The 16,599-nt window shown below is 71.6% G+C and carries 14 protein-coding genes; all 14 read right to left on the minus strand.

Annotation, left to right across the window (positions count from 1 at the left end; all coding sequences use genetic code 11):
• Window positions 1-107: 107 nt before the first annotated feature.
• A complete protein-coding gene (locus ACZ53N_RS13375; protein ID WP_469140996.1) occupies window positions 108-1,301 on the minus strand; it encodes a DivIVA domain-containing protein in 1,194 nt (397 codons plus the stop codon).
• 49 nt (window positions 1,302-1,350) lie between these two features.
• A complete protein-coding gene (locus ACZ53N_RS13380) occupies window positions 1,351-1,641 on the minus strand; it encodes a YggT family protein (protein WP_130877321.1) in 291 nt (96 codons plus the stop codon).
• A 74-nt stretch (window positions 1,642-1,715) separates the two neighbouring features.
• Window positions 1,716-2,318, minus strand: coding sequence for a cell division protein SepF (locus ACZ53N_RS13385; protein WP_130877828.1), 603 nt, complete (start codon window positions 2,316-2,318; stop codon window positions 1,716-1,718).
• Between the two features lie 123 nt (window positions 2,319-2,441).
• On the minus strand, window positions 2,442-3,173 hold the full coding sequence (locus tag ACZ53N_RS13390; RefSeq protein WP_469140997.1) for a YggS family pyridoxal phosphate-dependent enzyme: 732 nt from the start codon (window positions 3,171-3,173) through the stop codon (window positions 2,442-2,444).
• Window positions 3,170-3,937, minus strand: coding sequence for a peptidoglycan editing factor PgeF (pgeF, locus tag ACZ53N_RS13395; protein WP_469140998.1), 768 nt, complete (start codon window positions 3,935-3,937; stop codon window positions 3,170-3,172). The genes ACZ53N_RS13390 and pgeF overlap by 4 nt, the downstream gene beginning before the upstream one ends.
• Window positions 3,938-3,965: 28 nt before the next feature.
• On the minus strand, window positions 3,966-5,201 hold the full coding sequence (ftsZ, locus tag ACZ53N_RS13400) for a cell division protein FtsZ (RefSeq protein ID WP_469140999.1): 1,236 nt from the start codon (window positions 5,199-5,201) through the stop codon (window positions 3,966-3,968).
• A 239-nt stretch (window positions 5,202-5,440) separates the two neighbouring features.
• Window positions 5,441-6,280 (minus strand): cell division protein FtsQ/DivIB, encoded by an 840-nt coding sequence (locus ACZ53N_RS13405; protein WP_469141000.1) that lies wholly within the window; start codon window positions 6,278-6,280, stop codon window positions 5,441-5,443.
• Window positions 6,281-6,308: 28 nt separating this feature from the next.
• Complete coding sequence (gene murG / locus ACZ53N_RS13410; protein ID WP_469141001.1) at window positions 6,309-7,403, minus strand: undecaprenyldiphospho-muramoylpentapeptide beta-N-acetylglucosaminyltransferase; 1,095 nt, start codon at window positions 7,401-7,403, stop codon at window positions 6,309-6,311.
• Window positions 7,404-7,409: 6 nt separating this feature from the next.
• A complete protein-coding gene (ftsW, locus tag ACZ53N_RS13415; RefSeq protein WP_469141002.1) occupies window positions 7,410-8,795 on the minus strand; it encodes a putative lipid II flippase FtsW in 1,386 nt (461 codons plus the stop codon).
• Between the two features lie 61 nt (window positions 8,796-8,856).
• Window positions 8,857-10,341 carry a UDP-N-acetylmuramoyl-L-alanine--D-glutamate ligase gene (gene murD / locus ACZ53N_RS13420; RefSeq protein ID WP_469141003.1) on the minus strand — a complete coding sequence of 495 codons (1,485 nt, stop codon included), beginning with the start codon at window positions 10,339-10,341 and terminating at the stop codon, window positions 8,857-8,859.
• Window positions 10,323-11,387, minus strand: a complete 1,065-nt coding sequence (gene mraY / locus ACZ53N_RS13425) for a phospho-N-acetylmuramoyl-pentapeptide-transferase (RefSeq protein WP_356450942.1) — start codon at window positions 11,385-11,387, stop codon at window positions 10,323-10,325. The genes murD and mraY overlap by 19 nt, the downstream gene beginning before the upstream one ends.
• Window positions 11,387-12,808, minus strand: coding sequence for a UDP-N-acetylmuramoyl-tripeptide--D-alanyl-D-alanine ligase (locus tag ACZ53N_RS13430; protein ID WP_469141004.1), 1,422 nt, complete (start codon window positions 12,806-12,808; stop codon window positions 11,387-11,389). Before ACZ53N_RS13430 ends, mraY begins: the two co-directional genes overlap by 1 nt.
• Window positions 12,809-12,873: 65 nt before the next feature.
• Entirely contained in the window at window positions 12,874-14,607 is a 1,734-nt protein-coding gene (locus tag ACZ53N_RS13435; RefSeq protein WP_469141005.1) for a UDP-N-acetylmuramoyl-L-alanyl-D-glutamate--2,6-diaminopimelate ligase, read from the minus strand.
• A 13-nt stretch (window positions 14,608-14,620) separates the two neighbouring features.
• Complete coding sequence (locus tag ACZ53N_RS13440) at window positions 14,621-16,546, minus strand: peptidoglycan D,D-transpeptidase FtsI family protein (protein ID WP_469141006.1); 1,926 nt, start codon at window positions 16,544-16,546, stop codon at window positions 14,621-14,623.
• Window positions 16,547-16,599: the final 53 nt, after the last annotated feature.

The raw sequence follows: 16,599 nt of genomic DNA on the forward strand, positions 1-16,599 counted from the left end.
CCCCCCCCGCCCCCCACCCCCCCCCCCCCCCCCCACCCCCCCCCCCCCCCCCCCCCCCCCCCCCCCCCCCCCCGGCCCGTTGTTTGCCGACGCTTGGCGCCGAGCGTTTAGTTGTCGTCCTCGTCGATCAGGAAGCCGCGCATCGGGGACGGAGCCTGCTGCATCGGCTGCTGGCCCTGCGGCCGGACCGGTGCCATCGGCTGCGTCATCGCCGGGGACATCTGCTGCTGACCGCCGTACGACGGGGCACCCGTCGCACCGCCGTGACCGCCCATGGACGGGTTACCGCCCATGCTGTGGCCACCCATGCCCGCACCGGCCGAGGCCATGGACCCACTCATCGAGGGGGCCGCCGGCAGCGACGCGGTCGCCGGGGTACGGGGCGGGGCGAGCGAGTCGTCCGCCTGGTTCTCCAGCTGGCGCAGCTGGCTCTCCAGGTAGGACTTCAGCCGGGTGCGGTACTCGCGCTCGAAGCCGCGCAGGTCCTCGACCTTGCGCTCCAGCGTGGCGCGAGCGGACTCCAGGGAGCCCATCGCGACGCGGTGCTTCTCCTGCGCGTCCCGCTCCAGCGCGTCGGCCTTGGCGCGGGCGTCCCGCTCCAGGCCCTCGGCGCGGCTGCGTGCCTCGCCGACGATCTTGTTGGCCTCGGAACGGGCCTCCGCGATCGCCTGGTCGGCGGTCTGCTGCGCGAGCGAGAGCACACGAGCGGCACTGTCGCCGCCCGGGCCCTGGCCCTGCTGCTGCATCTGCTGGCCGGGGCCGCCCATCGGACCGTTCTGGCCCATGCCCTGGCCCATGGGGCCGGGACCGTTCTGCCCCATGCCGTTCTGACCCATCGGGCCGTTCTGCCCCATGGGACCGTTCTGTCCCATCGGACCGCCCATGGGGCCGCCCATCGGACCGTTCTGTCCCATGGGACCCGGACCGTGGGGACCCTGCGGGCCGTGGCCGTGACCGCTGGGGCCGGCCGGCAGCTGCGGGGCACCGCCCGAAAGCTGCGGCGGGCCGCCCATCTGCTGCTGCTGCGGCACCGGCTGCGGTCCGGATATGGCGGCGGGCACCGGAGCGCCCGGTCGCTGGTCCTGCGGCTCGGGCTTGCGCATTCCTTGCTGCTGGTTCTGCGCGGCGGCCCGCGTGGCCGCGGCCAGCTTGGCGCGCAGGTCCTCGTTCTCCCGCAGCAGACGGGTCAGTTCGGCCTCGACCTCGTCCAGGAAGGCATCGACCTCGTCCTCGTCATAGCCTTCTCGGAGACGGACGGTCGTGAACTGCTTGTTCCGCACGTCCTCGGGGGTCAACGGCATCTCTTCTTCACCTCAACGTAGTCGTCGGCAACCGGCAAGACCGTATCGTTCACACCAACACCCGCCTGACGACGGCGATCAGGATGTAGACGATGATCATCAATACGAAGAAGGACAGGTCGAGCGCCACGCCCCCGAGACGCAGCGGCGGAATGAACCGCCGCAGAAGCTTGAGTGGCGGATCGGTGACAGTGTAGGTGGCCTCCAGAACGACCACCATCGCCTTACCGGGTTGCCATGAGCGGGCGAACTGGAAGACGTAATCCATCACCAACCGGAAGATCAGCACAACCAGGAAGCAATACAGCGCGATGTAGATCACCTGCAGTGCGATGTCCATCTCCCGCGCTTCCCTCTCCCCTTGCCCGTACTCGGCCTATTGGCCGTTTCACCCGGTTTGCCCGGTGTTGCGTCTCAGCTCTGGTTGAAGAACCCACCCTCTGCGATACGGGCTTTGTCCTCCGCCGTGACATCGACGTTAGCAGGAGACAGCAGAAACACCTTCTGCGTCACCCGCTCGATGCTCCCGTGCAGACCGAAGACCAGACCGGCGGCGAAGTCGACGAGTCGCTTCGCGTCGGTGTCGTCCATCTCCGTCAAATTCATGATCACCGGGGTGCCCTCACGGAAGTGTTCCCCGATGGTACGGGCCTCGTTGTAGGTCCGGGGGTGCAATGTCGTGATGCGGTAGGGCTCCCGCTCGGACACAACCTTGGGCATGATCACCGGTGCGTTCTTCTCCAAAGAGTGGCGTTCTGGTGTGATGGACGCCACGGGGGCGATTCGCGCGGGTCGTCCCGTTTCCGCTACGAGCGGAGCGGGTTCGCGCTGGGCAGGGGGTTGGGCGACTCGAACCGGTTCGTCCGATTGCGTCTGTTGTGGCTGGTGTTGCTGCCGGCGCCGATCGGGTTCCGGCTCGGGCTCGAACTCGTCGTCGGGGTCGAACCCCGGGCCGTCGTACCCATCGTCCTCCACGAGGCCGAGGTAGACCGCCATCTTGCGCATCGCGCCGGCCATTCTCTGCGTCCTCCGCTCTGTGGTGGATCGGCTCCGCCAACGGGCGCCTTGGATCCACTTGGTCTGTCCGTCTTTTGACGGTAATGACCATATTTTCTGCTGTGGTCCGACTTCTTGGCGACGTTACCGGAGCCTGGGTCGGACTCCGAGTACCGCTGTGCCGACACGTACATGTGTCGCCCCGGCAGCAACGGCGTCCTCGAGGTCCGCGCTCATCCCTGCTGACACCATGTTCGCAGCAGGATGGGCCGAGCGCAGGTCCGTTGCGATTTCCATCAGCCGGTCGAAGGCGGCCCGTTGCCGTCCCGCATATGGTCCGACGAGCGGAGCGACCGTCATCAGCCCGGCCGGCCGCAGCCCTTCGGCTTCGGCGAGAGCGTCGGCGAGCGCCGCCACTTCGTCCGGCGCGGCACCGCCGCGATCCGCCGTCTTCCGCCCGGTCTGTCCCGACTCGGCGTCAAGAGCCACCTGGATCAGGCAGTCGAGCTTCCGCCCGGTCCGGACAGCCGCCGTGGAGAGGGAGTTGACCAGCTTGAGCCGGTCAACCGACTGCACCACATCAGCGTAATTCGCCACGGACCGGACCTTGTTGGTCTGCAGCTGACCGACGAAGTGCCAGCTAAGGGACAAATCCGAGCATTCGGCGGCCTTGGGGGCCGCGTCCTGGTCGCGGTTCTCCGCGACATGACGGACGCCCAGCTCGGCGAGGAGCCGGACGTCGCTCGCGGGGTAGGTCTTGGTGACCACGATCAGGGTCACCTCCTCGCGCTCACGGCCGGCGGCCGCGCAGGCGGAGGAGATACGTTCCTCCACCTGCGCCAGGTTCTGGGCCAGTTGCGTTCTACGATCCGTCACAGCTCGTCGTCCAACCAGACATAACTCGCGAGTCGCCCCGTGGTGCGCTCACGTCGGTACGAGAAATGATCCTTCGACTCCAGCGTACAAATGTGAGATTGTCCGCTGATCTGCACGCCGAGCCGGGCGAGTTGGGCCCGCACCCCGGCCGCGACGTCCACCGCCGGAGTGCCCTGGCGGGTGGTGGCCCAGGCCTCGGGCACGGACTTCGCGACCTCGGCGCGCATCTCCTCGGGCACCTCGTAACAGAGTCCGCAGACCGAGGGGCCGAGCCGGGCGACGATCCGGGCGGGTTCCGCGCCGAGCGCGGTCATCGACTCGACGACCGCCGGGACGACTCCGGCGACCAGGCCCGGGCGTCCGGCGTGGGCCGCTCCCGCGACCCCGGCGACGGGGTCCGCGAGCAGTACGGGGGTGCAGTCCGCCGTCAGCACCGCGAGGGCGAGACCCCGGCGGGCCGTCACCAACGCGTCGACGGCCGGGATCGGGGCGGTGGAACCGGAGCCGTGCCACGGTCCGTCGACCACGGCCACGTCCCGGCCGTGCACCTGGTTCATCCAGACCACCGCGGCCGGGTCGAGGCCGAGCGCCTTCGCCGTCCGCTCGCGGTTGGTCCGTACGGCCGCGGGGTCGTCACCGACCGCGCCGCCGAGATTCAGCTCGTCATACGGAGCGGCGCTCACCCCGCCCCACCTGTCGGTGAAGGCGAAGTGCGCGCCGCTCGCGTGCTCTTCGGATGTCACTGCGTGCTGTTGCCCTATCACTGGGGGCCGCTCACTCGTTGCCGCCGGACTACTTCAGGAAGTCGGGAACATCCAGTTCCTCGGCGGTCGAGTCCTGGTACGGACGGGCCGGCGGGACCTGCGGCGAGGAGACCGGCGGCGCCGGGATCTCGTTCACCGGGGCCTTCTCGGCCGGTGCGGGCTCCTCGGTGCGCGGGGTCACGCTGCCGAGACCACCGAAGGACGGGCGGGACGGCTCGGCCGGACGGCTCGGAGCCGCGGTGGCGGCCGGAGCACTCTCCTCGCGACCGCTGTACGGCGAACCGAGCACCTTGTCGCGGCTGCCCTTGGCCGGCGGCTGGCCGCCGTCGAAGCCGGCGGCGATGACGGTGACCCGGACCTCGTCGCCGAGGGCGTCGTCGATGACGGCGCCGAAGATGATGTTGGCCTCGGGGTGCGCGGCCTCGCTGACCAGCTGCGCGGCCTCGTTGATCTCGAACAGGCCGAGGTCGGAGCCGCCGGAGATGGAGAGCAGCACACCGCGGGCGCCGTCGATGGACGCCTCCAGGAGCGGCGAGGAGATCGCCATCTCCGCGGCGGCCACCGCGCGGTCGTCGCCGCGCGCCGAGCCGATACCCATGAGCGCCGAGCCGGCCTCGGACATCACGGACTTGACGTCGGCGAAGTCGAGGTTGATCAGGCCGGGGGTGGTGATGAGGTCGGTGATGCCCTGGACACCCGACAGGAGCACCTGGTCCGCCGACTTGAACGCGTCGAGCACGCTGACCTGGCGGTCCGAGATGGACAGCAACCGGTCGTTGGGGATGACGATGAGGGTGTCGACGTTCTCCCGCAGGCCGGCGATGCCGTCCTCCGCCTGGTTCGCGCGGCGGCGGCCCTCGAAGGTGAACGGGCGGGTGACCACACCGATCGTCAGAGCGCCCAGCGAGCGGGCGATGTTGGCGACGACGGGGGCGCCACCGGTGCCGGTGCCGCCGCCCTCGCCCGCGGTCACGAAGACCATGTCGGCCCCCTTGAGGACCTCCTCGATCTCCTCGCGGTGGTCTTCGGCGGCCTTGCGGCCGACATCGGGGTTGGCGCCGGCGCCGAGGCCGCGGGTGAGCTCCCGGCCGACGTCGAGCTTGACGTCGGCGTCGCTCATCAGGAGAGCCTGCGCATCGGTGTTGATCGCGATGAACTCGACGCCCTTGAGACCGACCTCGATCATCCGGTTGATGGCGTTCACGCCACCGCCGCCGATACCGACGACCTTGATGACTGCGAGGTAGTTCTGCGGTGCTGCCACGTCGAAGGCCTCTCGCCTCGAGTTACGTATGCCTGGGGGCGGTTCTCAATGCCGACCCGAACCCTAACGTTGAAGTTTAGGGTTACCGGTGTCACTGTTGTCTGGGTTCTCTGAACAGGACACTAAGTCGACAAGCGGTGCGCGTTCAATGAACACGCCGAACCTCCCGTTTTTCTTTTCACCCTATGTGATCACCCATAGTCGTAGCCAACCAGGGTGCTGGCGGGCCCGGATTCGCGTCAACTCCCCGACGCCGCGGGAGCCCCGGGAGCGCTGACGTCGAAGTGGTCCGCGCCCCGGGCGGCTTTGAGCAATGCCGTGAGCGTACGGGCCTTCACGTCCCCCCGTTCACCACTCCCCCAGACGACCGTCCGACCGCCCGTCAGTTCCAGGGTGATGGAGTCGTACGAGCGTACGCGGATCGCCAGGGTGTCCCGGCGGACGGCGGGGGGCAGGTCCACGGCGACCCGGACCGCCTCCCGTTCGAGCCGCTCGGGGCCGAACCGGCGCGTACCGGCCGAATCCTCGGCCGCCATCGTCAGCCGGGGCACGCCCTTCGGGGCTTGATCGACTGTGGCGAACCGCACGCCCGTACCGTCGATTTCGATGAACTTCCCGCCCTTTTCGAGGACGGCTTTCGGCTGCCGCTCGGTCACTTTCAGACTGATTCCGCGCGGCCAGGACCGTTCGACCTCCACCGACTCGATCCTCGGCAGCCGGTCGCGCAGCCGGTCCGCGATGGCGTCGGTGTCGACGGAGGCGAGGGGGTCGCCGAACGGGACGTCGGCCTCCCGGCGGACCTCATTGGACGTCAGTACGGCGGTGCCACTGACCTCCACATGGGTGACCCGCAGCCAGCTGGAGCCGTACAGCACCCACCCGACGGCCGCACCGAGGGCCACGGTGACGGCCGCCCAGCCGAGCAGCCTGCGCCGGCGCGGGTGGAGCCGGAGGCGGGGGCGGCGCGGCTTCGCCTTGCCCGGCGGCCCGCCGGAGCGGGGCGGGCGAGGCGATTGCCGCGAACGCGGCGGCTTGCCGTTCTTGCCGCCACTGCGCCGGGCGGTCGTCGGTCCGGCCACGCTCCCCGCCTCCTGCTCCTTGGGGCCGTCAGCGGGCCCTGCGTGCGGCAATCGCCTCGTACACCATGCCGACGAGCAGCTCGTCGGCGTCCCGGCGCCCGAACTCGGAGGCGGCGCGGGACATCTCGTACAGCCGGTGCGGGTCGGCGAGCACCGGGAGCACATGGCTCTGGACCCACTCGGGGGTCAGCTCGGCGTCGTCGACCAGCAGACCGCCGCCCGCCTTGACCACCGGCTGGGCGTTGAGCCGCTGTTCGCCGTTGCCGATGGGCAGCGGGACATAGGCGGCCGGGAGCCCGACGGCGGACAGCTCGGCGACGGTCATCGCGCCCGCACGGCAGAGCATCATGTCCGCCGCGGCGTACGCGAGGTCCATCCGGTCCACATACGGTACCGGGACATAGGGCGGCATTCCGGGCATGTTGTCCACGTGCGGCAGGTCGTTCTTCGGACCGACCGCGTGCAGGATCTGGATGCCGGAGCGCTGGAGCATCGGCGCGACCGCCTGGACGACCTCGTTCAGCCGACGGGCGCCCTGCGAGCCGCCGGAGACCAGCAGCGTCGGCAGGTTGGGGTCGAGCCCGAACGCCGCGCGCGCCTCGGGCCGGACCGCGGCCCGGTCGAGGGTCGCGATGGTGCGGCGCAGCGGGATGCCGACGTAGCGGGCGTTGCGCAGCTTGCTGTCCGGGGTGCTCACCGCGACCGACGCCGCGTAGCGCGAGCCGATCTTGTTGGCGAGGCCGGGCCGGGCGTTGGCCTCGTGGACGATGATGGGCACCCCGAGCCGCTTGGCGGCCAGATAGCCGGGCAGCGCCACATAGCCGCCGAAGCCCACCACGCAGTCGGCCTTGGTCCGCTCCAGGATCTGCTCGGCGGCCTTGATGGTGCCGCGCAGCCGTCCCGGGACGGTGATCAGCTCGGGCGTGGGCTTGCGGGGCAGGGGTACGGCGGGGATCAGCCCCAGTTCATAGCCCCGCTCGGGCACGAGCCGGGTCTCCAGACCCCGCTCCGTGCCGAGCGCCGTGATCCCCACGGTCGGGTCCTGCCTGCGCAGGGCGTCCGCGAGGGCGAGCGCGGGCTCGATGTGGCCGGCGGTCCCCCCGCCGGCGAGTACGACATGCACCGAAATTCACCGCTCTCCGGACGGTCGCTTCTTGACGCGCCGTCTCATCGTCTTCCATCTCACCCCAGGCTGCCGCATGGCGAGCGCTGCCCGCGCACCGGGCTCGTCCCGCGCGAAGGCGATCAGCAGTCCGATGGCGAACATGGTCGGCAGCAGGGCGGAACCTCCGTAGGAGAACAGCGGCAGGGGGACACCGGCGATCGGCAGCAAGCCGAGCACCGCACCGATGTTGACCACGGCCTGCGCCGTGATCCAGGTGGTCACACCTCCCGCTGCGTACCTCACGAAGGGGTCCTCCGTGCGTCCGGCCACGCGGATACCCGCATAGCCTAGAGCCGCGAAGAGGGCGAGCACCGACAGTGTCCCCGCGAGACCGAGTTCCTCACCGGTGATGGCGAAGATGAAGTCGGTGTGGGGTTCGGGGAGTTCACCCCATTTCTCCACACTCGCTCCCAGTCCCGCGCCGAACCAGCCGCCGTTGGCGAGGGCGTAGATTCCGTGCACGGCCTGCCAGCACCGGTCGTCGGTGCCCGGTTCGGTCGCGCCGATGCAGGCGAGGCGGGACATGCGGTTGGCACTGGTCTTGATGAACAGCGCGGCGAGCACGGCGGTGACGCCGAAGATCCCCGCGAAGAGCCGGGTCGGGGCGCCCGCCACCCACAGCAGGCCGAGCAGGACCACGGTGAGGACGACGGTGGTGCCCATGTCGCCGCCCAGCATGATCAGGCCGAGCAGCAGGAAGGTGACGGGGACCAGGGGCACCAGGAGGTGCTTCCACTGGGTCAGCAGCTTCTTGGACTGCTTGCGCGCCAGCAGGTCGGCGCCCCACAGCACGAGGGCGAGCTTGGCGAATTCGCTGGGCTGGAGCTGGAACGGCCCGCCGAGGGAGATCCAGTTGGTGTTGCCGTTGATGGTCTCCCCGATGCCGGGCACCTGGACCAGGCAGAGCGCGAAGAGCGACCCGGCGAGCAGCGGATAGGCCAGCGCCCGCAGCAGCTTGACGGGCAGTCGGGCGGCGGCCAGCAGGAGCACGGTGCCGATGGCGGCGGCGAGCAGCTGCTTGCGGAAGAAGAAGCTGGGCGCCAGGCCGTTCTGCAGGGCCTTGATCTGGGACGCGGAGTAGACCATCACCAGGCCGAGCACGGTGATCAGCAGGGAGCCGCCGAGGACCAGGTAGTACGCGGTCAGCGGGCGGTCCCAGGCGCGTTTCACACGCGCGTGCAGGGCGCGCAGCCCGCTGCCGGACGGTCGCCGCCCGGGCGGCCGAGGGCCCCCCGCGCGGATCCGTGCGGGGCGGGGGGCGCGCGGGGGCCGGGGCCGGGCGGGGGCCCCGCGCAGGGCCCACAGGCCGCCCGGTGCGCCCCCGGGGCGCGCGGTGTCGTCGGCGTGCATCCGGGTGTCCCCTCCGCTGGTCTCCTGCGCCGCCGGCCCGCGCCGCGGGGGTTTCCGGCGGCTACTCCTCCGGGTGTCGGCCGGCGGCCAGTTCCCGGACGGCGTCGGCGAAGGCCTCGCCGCGCTTGTTGTAGTTGGCGAACATGTCCATCGAGGCGCACGCCGGGGCCATGAGGACGGTGTCCCCGGGCCGGGCGAGCCGCGCCGCTTCCCGGACCGCCGCCGCCATCGCCCCAGTGTCGGTCCGGTCGAGGTCCACCACCGGCACATCGGGGGCGTGTCGCGCCAGCGCTTGGCGGATCAGCTCCCGGTCGGCCCCGATCAGCACGACGCCGCGCAGCCGCCGCGCGGAGGCGGTGACCAGGCCGTCGAAGGTGGCGCCCTTGGCGAGGCCGCCCGCGATCCACACGATCGACTCGTAGGCCGCCAAGGACGCCTGGGCGGCGTGGGTGTTGGTGGCCTTGGAGTCGTCCACGTAGGCGACGCCGTCGACGTCGGCGACGTGGGCGATGCGGTGCGCGTCGGGCCGGAAGGCGCGCAGCCCGTCCCGGACGGCCGTGGCCGGGACGCCGAAGGCACGGGCCAGGGCCGCCGCCGCGAGGGCGTTGGCGATGTTGTGCGGGGCGGCCGGGGTCACGTCCGAGATCTCGGCGAGCTCCTGCGCCTGCTCCCGGCGGTTCTCGACGAAGGCGCGGTCGACGAGGATGCCGTCGACCACCCCGAGCTCGGAGGGGCCGGGGGTGCCGAGGGTGAAGCCGATGGCACGGCAGCCCTCCTCGACGTCGGCCTGCATGACCAGGCGCTCGGTGGCGGGATCGGCGACGTTGTAGACGCAGGCGATCTCGTTGCCCTCGTAGATCCGGCCCTTGTCGGCGGCGTACGCCTCCATGGAGCCGTGCCAGTCGAGGTGGTCGGGCGCGAGATTGAGCACGGCCGCGGAGTGGGCGCGCACGGACGGCGCCCAGTGCAGCTGGTAGCTGGAGAGTTCGACAGCGAGCACGTCGTAGGGCTCGGCTCCGTCGCGTCCCTGGGCGAGCACCACGTCGATGATGGGGGTGCCGATGTTGCCGACGGCGACGGTGCGCAGTCCGGCGGCCTCCAGGATGGAGGCGAGCATCTGGACCGTGGTGGTCTTGCCGTTGGTGCCGGTGACGGCGAGCCAGGGGGCTGCCTGCTCGCCGCGTGCGCCGCGCAGCCGCCAGGCGATCTCGACGTCGCCGACGACGTCCACGCCGGCCTCGGCGGCGGCGGCGAAGAGCGGGCTCCCCGGCTTCCAGCCAGGTGAGGTGACGACCAGTTCGGTGCCCTGGGGCAGCGTGTCGGCGTCGGCGAGGCGGACGGCGATGCCCTCGCGCTCCAGCTCGGCGGCGCGCTCGTGATGGGTGGCGCTGTCACCGCCGTCGACGACGGTCACCCGCGCGCCGAGGCCGGCCAGGGCGCGGGCGGCGCTGACGCCGCTCACGCCGAGGCCGGCGACGGTGATGTGCTTGCCGGCCCACTCCAGGGCGGCGGAAGAGAGAGTGGGGGTCACTTGATGGCCAGCCATCCGGCGTAGAAGAGTCCGAGGCCGACGGCCACGCAGAGGCCCTGGATGATCCAGAAGCGGACCACCACAAGGACTTCGCTCCACCCCTTGAGTTCGAAGTGGTGCTGGAGCGGGGCCATTCGGAAGACGCGCTTCCCGGTGAGGCGGAACGAGCCGACCTGGATCACGACGGACATCGTGATGAGGACGAACAGACCGCCGAGGAGGGCGAGCAGCAGCTCGGTGCGGGAGCAGATGGCCAGACCCGCGAGGGCGCCGCCGAGGGCGAGCGAGCCGGTGTCACCCATGAAGATCTTGGCGGGCGAGGTGTTCCACCACAGGAAGCCGAAGCAGGAGCCCATCAGGGCGGAGGCGACGACGGCGAGGTCGAGCGGGTCGCGGACCTCGTAGCAGGCGGCGCCGGCGGTCAGCGGGTTGCCGCAGGACTGTCCGTGCTGCCAGGTGCCGATGAAGACGTAGGCGCCGAAGACCATCACGGACGCGCCGGTGGCGAGGCCGTCGAGACCGTCGGTGAGGTTCACGCCGTTCGACATCGCGAGGATCATGAACAGCGCCCAGACCACGAAGATCACGGGGCCGACGGACCAGCCGAAGTCCTGGGTGAAGGACAGCTTGGTGGAGGCCGGGGTCTGGCCCCGGGTGTCCGCGAACTGCAGCGCGAGGACCGCGAAGGCGATGCCGACGATGAGCTGGCCGGCCATCTTGGCCTTGGCGCGCAGGCCCAGGCTCCGCTGCTTGACGATCTTGATGTAGTCGTCGAGGAAGCCGACCAGGCCCATGCCCGCCATCAGGAACAGCACCAGCACGCCGGAGAACGTCGGCTCGTGGCTGGTGATGACCTTGGTCAGGGCGTACGCGATGAGCGTGGCCAGGATGAAGGCGATGCCACCCATGGTGGGCGTACCGCGCTTGCTGTGGTGCTCGCGCGGGCCGTCGTCACGGATGAACTGGCCGTAGCCCTTGCGGGCCAGGAACTTGATCAGCAGCGGGGTGCCGACCAGGGTCAGCAGCAGGCCGATGACACCCGCGAACAGGATCTGGTTCATCAGCCGGAGACCTCACCATCGGCCGCGAGCAGCGCGGCCGCGACCCGCTCCAGGCCGACCGACCTGGACGCCTTCATCAGCACGACGTCTCCCGGACGCAGCTCGCTGCGCAACAGGTCGACCGCCGCCTGCGCGTCGGACACGTGCACCGACTCCTCACCCCACGAACCCTCGTTATAGGCACCCATTTGCAGCCAGGCCGCTTCCCTGCCCCCGACTGCCACGAGCTTGCTGACGTTGAGCCGGACGGCGAGCCGCCCGACCGCGTCGTGCTCGGCGAGTGAGTCCTCGCCGAGCTCGGCCATCTGACCGAGCACGGCCCACGTGCGGCCCCCCTTCGCCGTGGCGGCTTGGCCCATGGCGGCCAGCGCGCGCAGCGCGGCTCTCATGGATTCGGGGTTCGCGTTGTAGGCGTCGTTGACGATCGTCACGCCGTCCGCACGCTCGGTGACCTCCATCCGCCAGCGGGAGAGCTGGCCCGCCTCGGAGAGCGCGGTGGCGATCTCGGGCGCGGGCATGCCCAGCTCATGGGCGACGGCGGCGGCGGCGAGCGCGTTCGACACGTGGTGCTCACCGTACAGCCGCATGGTCACGTCCCCGCACCCGGTGGGTGTGTGAAGCGTGAAGGCGGGCTGCCCGGTCGCGGTGAGGCGGACGTTCTCGGCCCGGATGTCCGCGTCGTCGGCCTCGCCGAACAGGACGAGACGGGCCTTGGTGCGGGTGCTCATGGCCCGGACGAGGGGGTCGTCGGCGTTGAGCACGGCGATGCCGCCCTCCGCCGCGGTGGGCAGCCCCTCGACCAGCTCGCCCTTGGCCAGGGCGATCTGCTCGCGGCCGCCGAACTCGCCGATGTGCGCGGTGCCGACGTTCAGGACGAGGCCGATGCGCGGCGGGGTGAGTTCGGCCAGGTAGCGGATGTGGCCGACGCCGCGGGCGCCCATCTCCAGCACGAGGTGACGGGTGTCCTCCTGCGCGCGCAGCGCGGTCAGCGGCAGGCCGATCTCGTTGTTGAAGTTGCCGGGCGGCCCCACGGTCGGGCCGATGCGCTCCAGGAGCTGGGCGATCAGGTCCTTGGTGCTGGTCTTGCCGGCCGAGCCGGTGAGCGCGACGACGGTGGCGCCGAGCCGCTCCACGACGGCACGGGCGAGGGCGCCGAGGGCGGCGACGACGTCCGGAACGACGATGGCGGGCACGCCGACGGGCCGGGCGGCCAGTACGGCCACCGCGCCTGCGGCGACCGCGCGCTCGGCGTAGTCGTGGCCGTCGACGTTCTCCCCGGGCAGCGCCGCGAAGAGGCTGCCGGGCCGCACGTCACGGGAGTCGATCACGACCGGGCCGTGGGCGATGACGCCCGGGTCCGGTATGTCGTGCTGCTGCCCGCCGACGATGGCGGCGATCTCGGCGAGAGACAGAGCGATCACTGAGATTTACCTCCGGCCGTTCGGGAGGGCTTCCGTGGGGAGGGTTGTGCGCACATGGCGGTCTGTCATCCCTGGTCGTTCCGGTGCTTGGTCGACAGGCGCAGTCGCTCGGCCTCGATGGCCTCGCGCAGCACCTGGCGGTCGTCGAAGGGGCGGACCACTCCGGCGATGTCCTGGCCCTGCTCGTGGCCCTTGCCCAGGACGAGGACGGTGTCACCCGGCTCGGCGCGGGCGACGGCGGCGGCGATGGCGTCGGCCCGCTCCTCCGCGAGGAGGACCGTGCCGCGCTCGTGGACGGGCACCTCGGCGGCGCCCGCCAGCATGGTGGCGAGGATCGCGAGGGGGTCCTCGGAGCGGGGGTTGTCGGAGGTCAGTACGGCGGTGTCGGCGAGCCGGGCCAGGGCAGCCCCCATCGGGGCGCGCTTGGTCTGGTCACGGTCGCCGCCGCAGCCGAGCACGGCGTGGATCCGGCCCTTGCCGACCTTGCGCAGGGCGCGGAGAACCGATTCGACGGCGTCCGTCTTGTGGGCGTAGTCGACGACGGCGAGGTAGGGCTGGCCCGCGTCGACGCGCTCCAGCCGGCCGGGCACGCCGGGCACGGCCGCGACGCCGTCGGCGGCGGTCTGCGGGTCGATGCCCGCGGCGACGAGCGCGGTGATGGCGGCGAGGGCGTTGGCGACGTTGAACGGGCCGGCGAGCGGCGCCCGGGCGGTGACCGACTGCCCCTGCGGCCCGAGGACGGTGAAGTCCGAGTCGAACGGGCCGACGCGGACGTCCGTGGCGCGCCAGTCGGCGTCGGGGTGCCCCTCCGCGGAGAAGGTGATGACCGGGACCTCGGAGGCGCCCTCGGCGAGGCGCCGGCCGTACTCGTCGTCGAGATTGACGACGCCGAGGCGGCTGCGGGCCTTGGTGAACAGCCGGGCCTTGGCCTGGAAGTAGTCCTCCATGCCGGAGTGGAACTCCATGTGCTCCGGGCTGAGGTTGTTGAAGACCGCGACGTCGAAGACGCAGCCGTCGACGCGGCCGAGCACCAGGGCGTGGCTGGAGACCTCCATGGCCACCGAGCGGACGCCGCGCTCGCGCATGACCGCGAAGAGCGCCTGGAGGTCGGTCGCCTCGGGCGTGGTGCGCTCGGACTTCAGGCGCTCGTCGCCGATCCGGGACTCCACCGTGCCGATGAGGCCCGTCAGGCCCCCGGACGCGCCGGCTGCGGCCTTCAGCCCGCCCTCGATGAGGTAGGCGGTGGTGGTCTTGCCGGAGGTGCCGGTGATGCCGATCTGGAGCAGGTCGCGGCCCGGCTCGCCGTAGATCGTCGCGGCGAGCGCGCCCATGCGGCCGCGCGGGTCGTCGACGGTGAGGACGGGCAGGCCGGCGGCCCGGGCGCGGTCGGTGCCGGCCGGGTCGGTCAGCACGGCCACCGCGCCGAGCCCGGCGGCCTGGGCGGCGAAGTCCGCGCCGTGGAAGCGGGCGCCGGGCAGGGCGGCGTAGATGTCGCCCGGGCGCACGGCCCGCGAGTCGTGGGTGATGCCGGTGACCGTGGCGGTCGCGGGAGCCTCGTCGGCGGCCGTGGCGTCACGGGTGGCGGCGATGCCCAGCTGACCGGCGAGCTCCGCGAGGGGCGCGGGGCGGACCTGGGTGGGGCGGGGCGCTCCCGGGTACGTGGCGGGGGCGTCCGTGGGGCTGGTGTGGGACTGATCAGCGTGGGGCACGGCGGTGAGCGTACCGGGCGCACCCGCCCGGCCGCGAAGCGAGGGGCGCGCCGGGTCGTGGTTCCCCGGATCCACAGTGATCGTCGTCACGGCCGTTCCCGGTTCAGCGGTCGCCGTAGTTCACCGGCAGCCGGGGGGGCTGGGTGCCGGACGGCGGCACCTGGAGGGTCTTGAGCGCGAACTCCATGACCTTCTTGTAGACGGGGCCGCAGATCTGGCCGCCGAAGTAACTGCCCTCGGTGGGGTTCTGGATGGCGCAGTAGACGGTGATCCGGGGCTGATCGGCGGGGGCGAATCCGGCGAAGGAGGCGGTGTAGCCGTGGTAGCGCCCGGTCTGCGGATCCACCCGGTTGGACGTGCCGGTCTTGCCCGCGACGCGGTAGCCGGGGATCTTCGCCTTGGTGCCGGTGCCCTCCCGGTCGTCGACGACGGATTCGAGCATGGTGGCCAGGGTCTTGGCGGTCCGCTCGCTGACCACGCGGGTGCGCGGCGGGGCCGGTGCGGGGGTGAAGCGGCCGTCGGGGCCCTTGATGCCGCGAACGAGCGTGGGCTGCACCCGCTCGCCGCCGCCGGCGATGGTGGAGTAGACGGACGCGGCCTGGACGGCGTTCAGGGAGAGTCCCTGGCCGAAGGGGATCGTGTGCTGCTGGGAGGCGCTCCACTTCTGCGGCTTGGCGAGAATGCCGGGCGTCTCGCCCGGGAAGCCGAGGCCGGTGGGGGCTCCCATGCCGAATTTCCGCAGGTAGGAGTAGAGGACGCGGTTGGCCTGCGGCTGGTCCTTGCCAAGCTGTTCGGCGGCGAGGATCGTGCCGATGTTGCTGGACTTGGCGAGCACCCCGTTGAGGGTGAGGTGCCAGGTGGCGTGGTCGATGTCGTCGGCGAAGGCCCGGTCGGCGCGGGGCAGCCGGTTCGGCACCTCGACATGGGTGGCCGGGGTGGCCTTGCCCTCCTCCAGGACGGCGGCCATGGTCATCACCTTGCTGACGCTGCCCGGCTCGTACGCGTCCTGGAGCGCGGCGTTGCCCATGGCGTTGCCGTCGGCGTGGGCGAGGTCGTTGGGGTTGTAGCCGGGGGCGTTGGCCATGGCCAGGATCTCGCCGCTGCGGGTGTCCTGGACGACGACGTAGCCGCGGTCCGCGGCGGACTCCCTCACCTGCTCGGCGATGGCGTTCTGGGCGGCCCACTGGATGTCGCGGTCGATGGTCAGCTCGACATCGGAGCCGGGCACGGCGGGCTGTTCCTTGAGGTCGCCGGTGGGGACCTGGCGGCCGAGGGACTGGGCGTAGACGAGCTTGCCGTTCTTGCCGGCGAGCTCCTTGTCCAGCTGGGCCTCGATGCCGCCGCCGCCGCGGCCCTCGGCGTTGACGAAGCCCAGTATCCCGGCGGCGAGGTCACCGTTGGGGTAGACGCGCTTGCTGTGGGACTCGCGGTTGACGCCCGCGAGGACGTCGGCGCCCTGCTTGGCCTTCGCCCGGTCGGCGACGGTCTTCTTGAGGTCCTTGATCCGGTTCCAGACCTTGGGGGACTGCAGGCGGGCGAGCACGACGTACTTCGACTTGGGGTTGGCGGTGAGTTTCCGCTCCAGCTCCGCCGGCCGCTCGGCGAGCAGCGGGGCGAGCAGTTCGGCGGCCTGGCGGGCCGCGCCGGAGATCTTGATCCGTTCGGGGGTCAGCAGGTCGGGGGCGGCGGTGATGTCGTACGCGTCGACGGTGGTGGCGAGGTCGATGCCGGCCCGGTCGGTGATGGAGCCGCGCTCGGCGGCCAGCGTGACCGGGATGTAGCGGTTGACGTTCGCCTTGGCGGCGTAGGCGCCGGCGTCCACGGCCTGCACCTGGAGCAGCCGCACGGTGAAGACCAGCAGGACGAGCGTGAGCCCGGCGCCGACCATGCGCAGCCGTGGCCGGGGGCTGCCGAGCCGCAGCGGCCGGGCGCCGCCGCGGTAGCCCGCGGGCCGGGCGGCGGGGCGGGCGGGCCCGGGGACGCGCTTGCGGGGGTCGCGGGGCTCTCGGGGGCGGCGGGGGGCCGTCATGTCGCGCTCACCGCGCTCACCCGCCGGGGCCGCCGCCGGTGCGCGGCCGTGGG

The organism is Streptomyces sp. NPDC033229 (assembly GCF_055576875.1).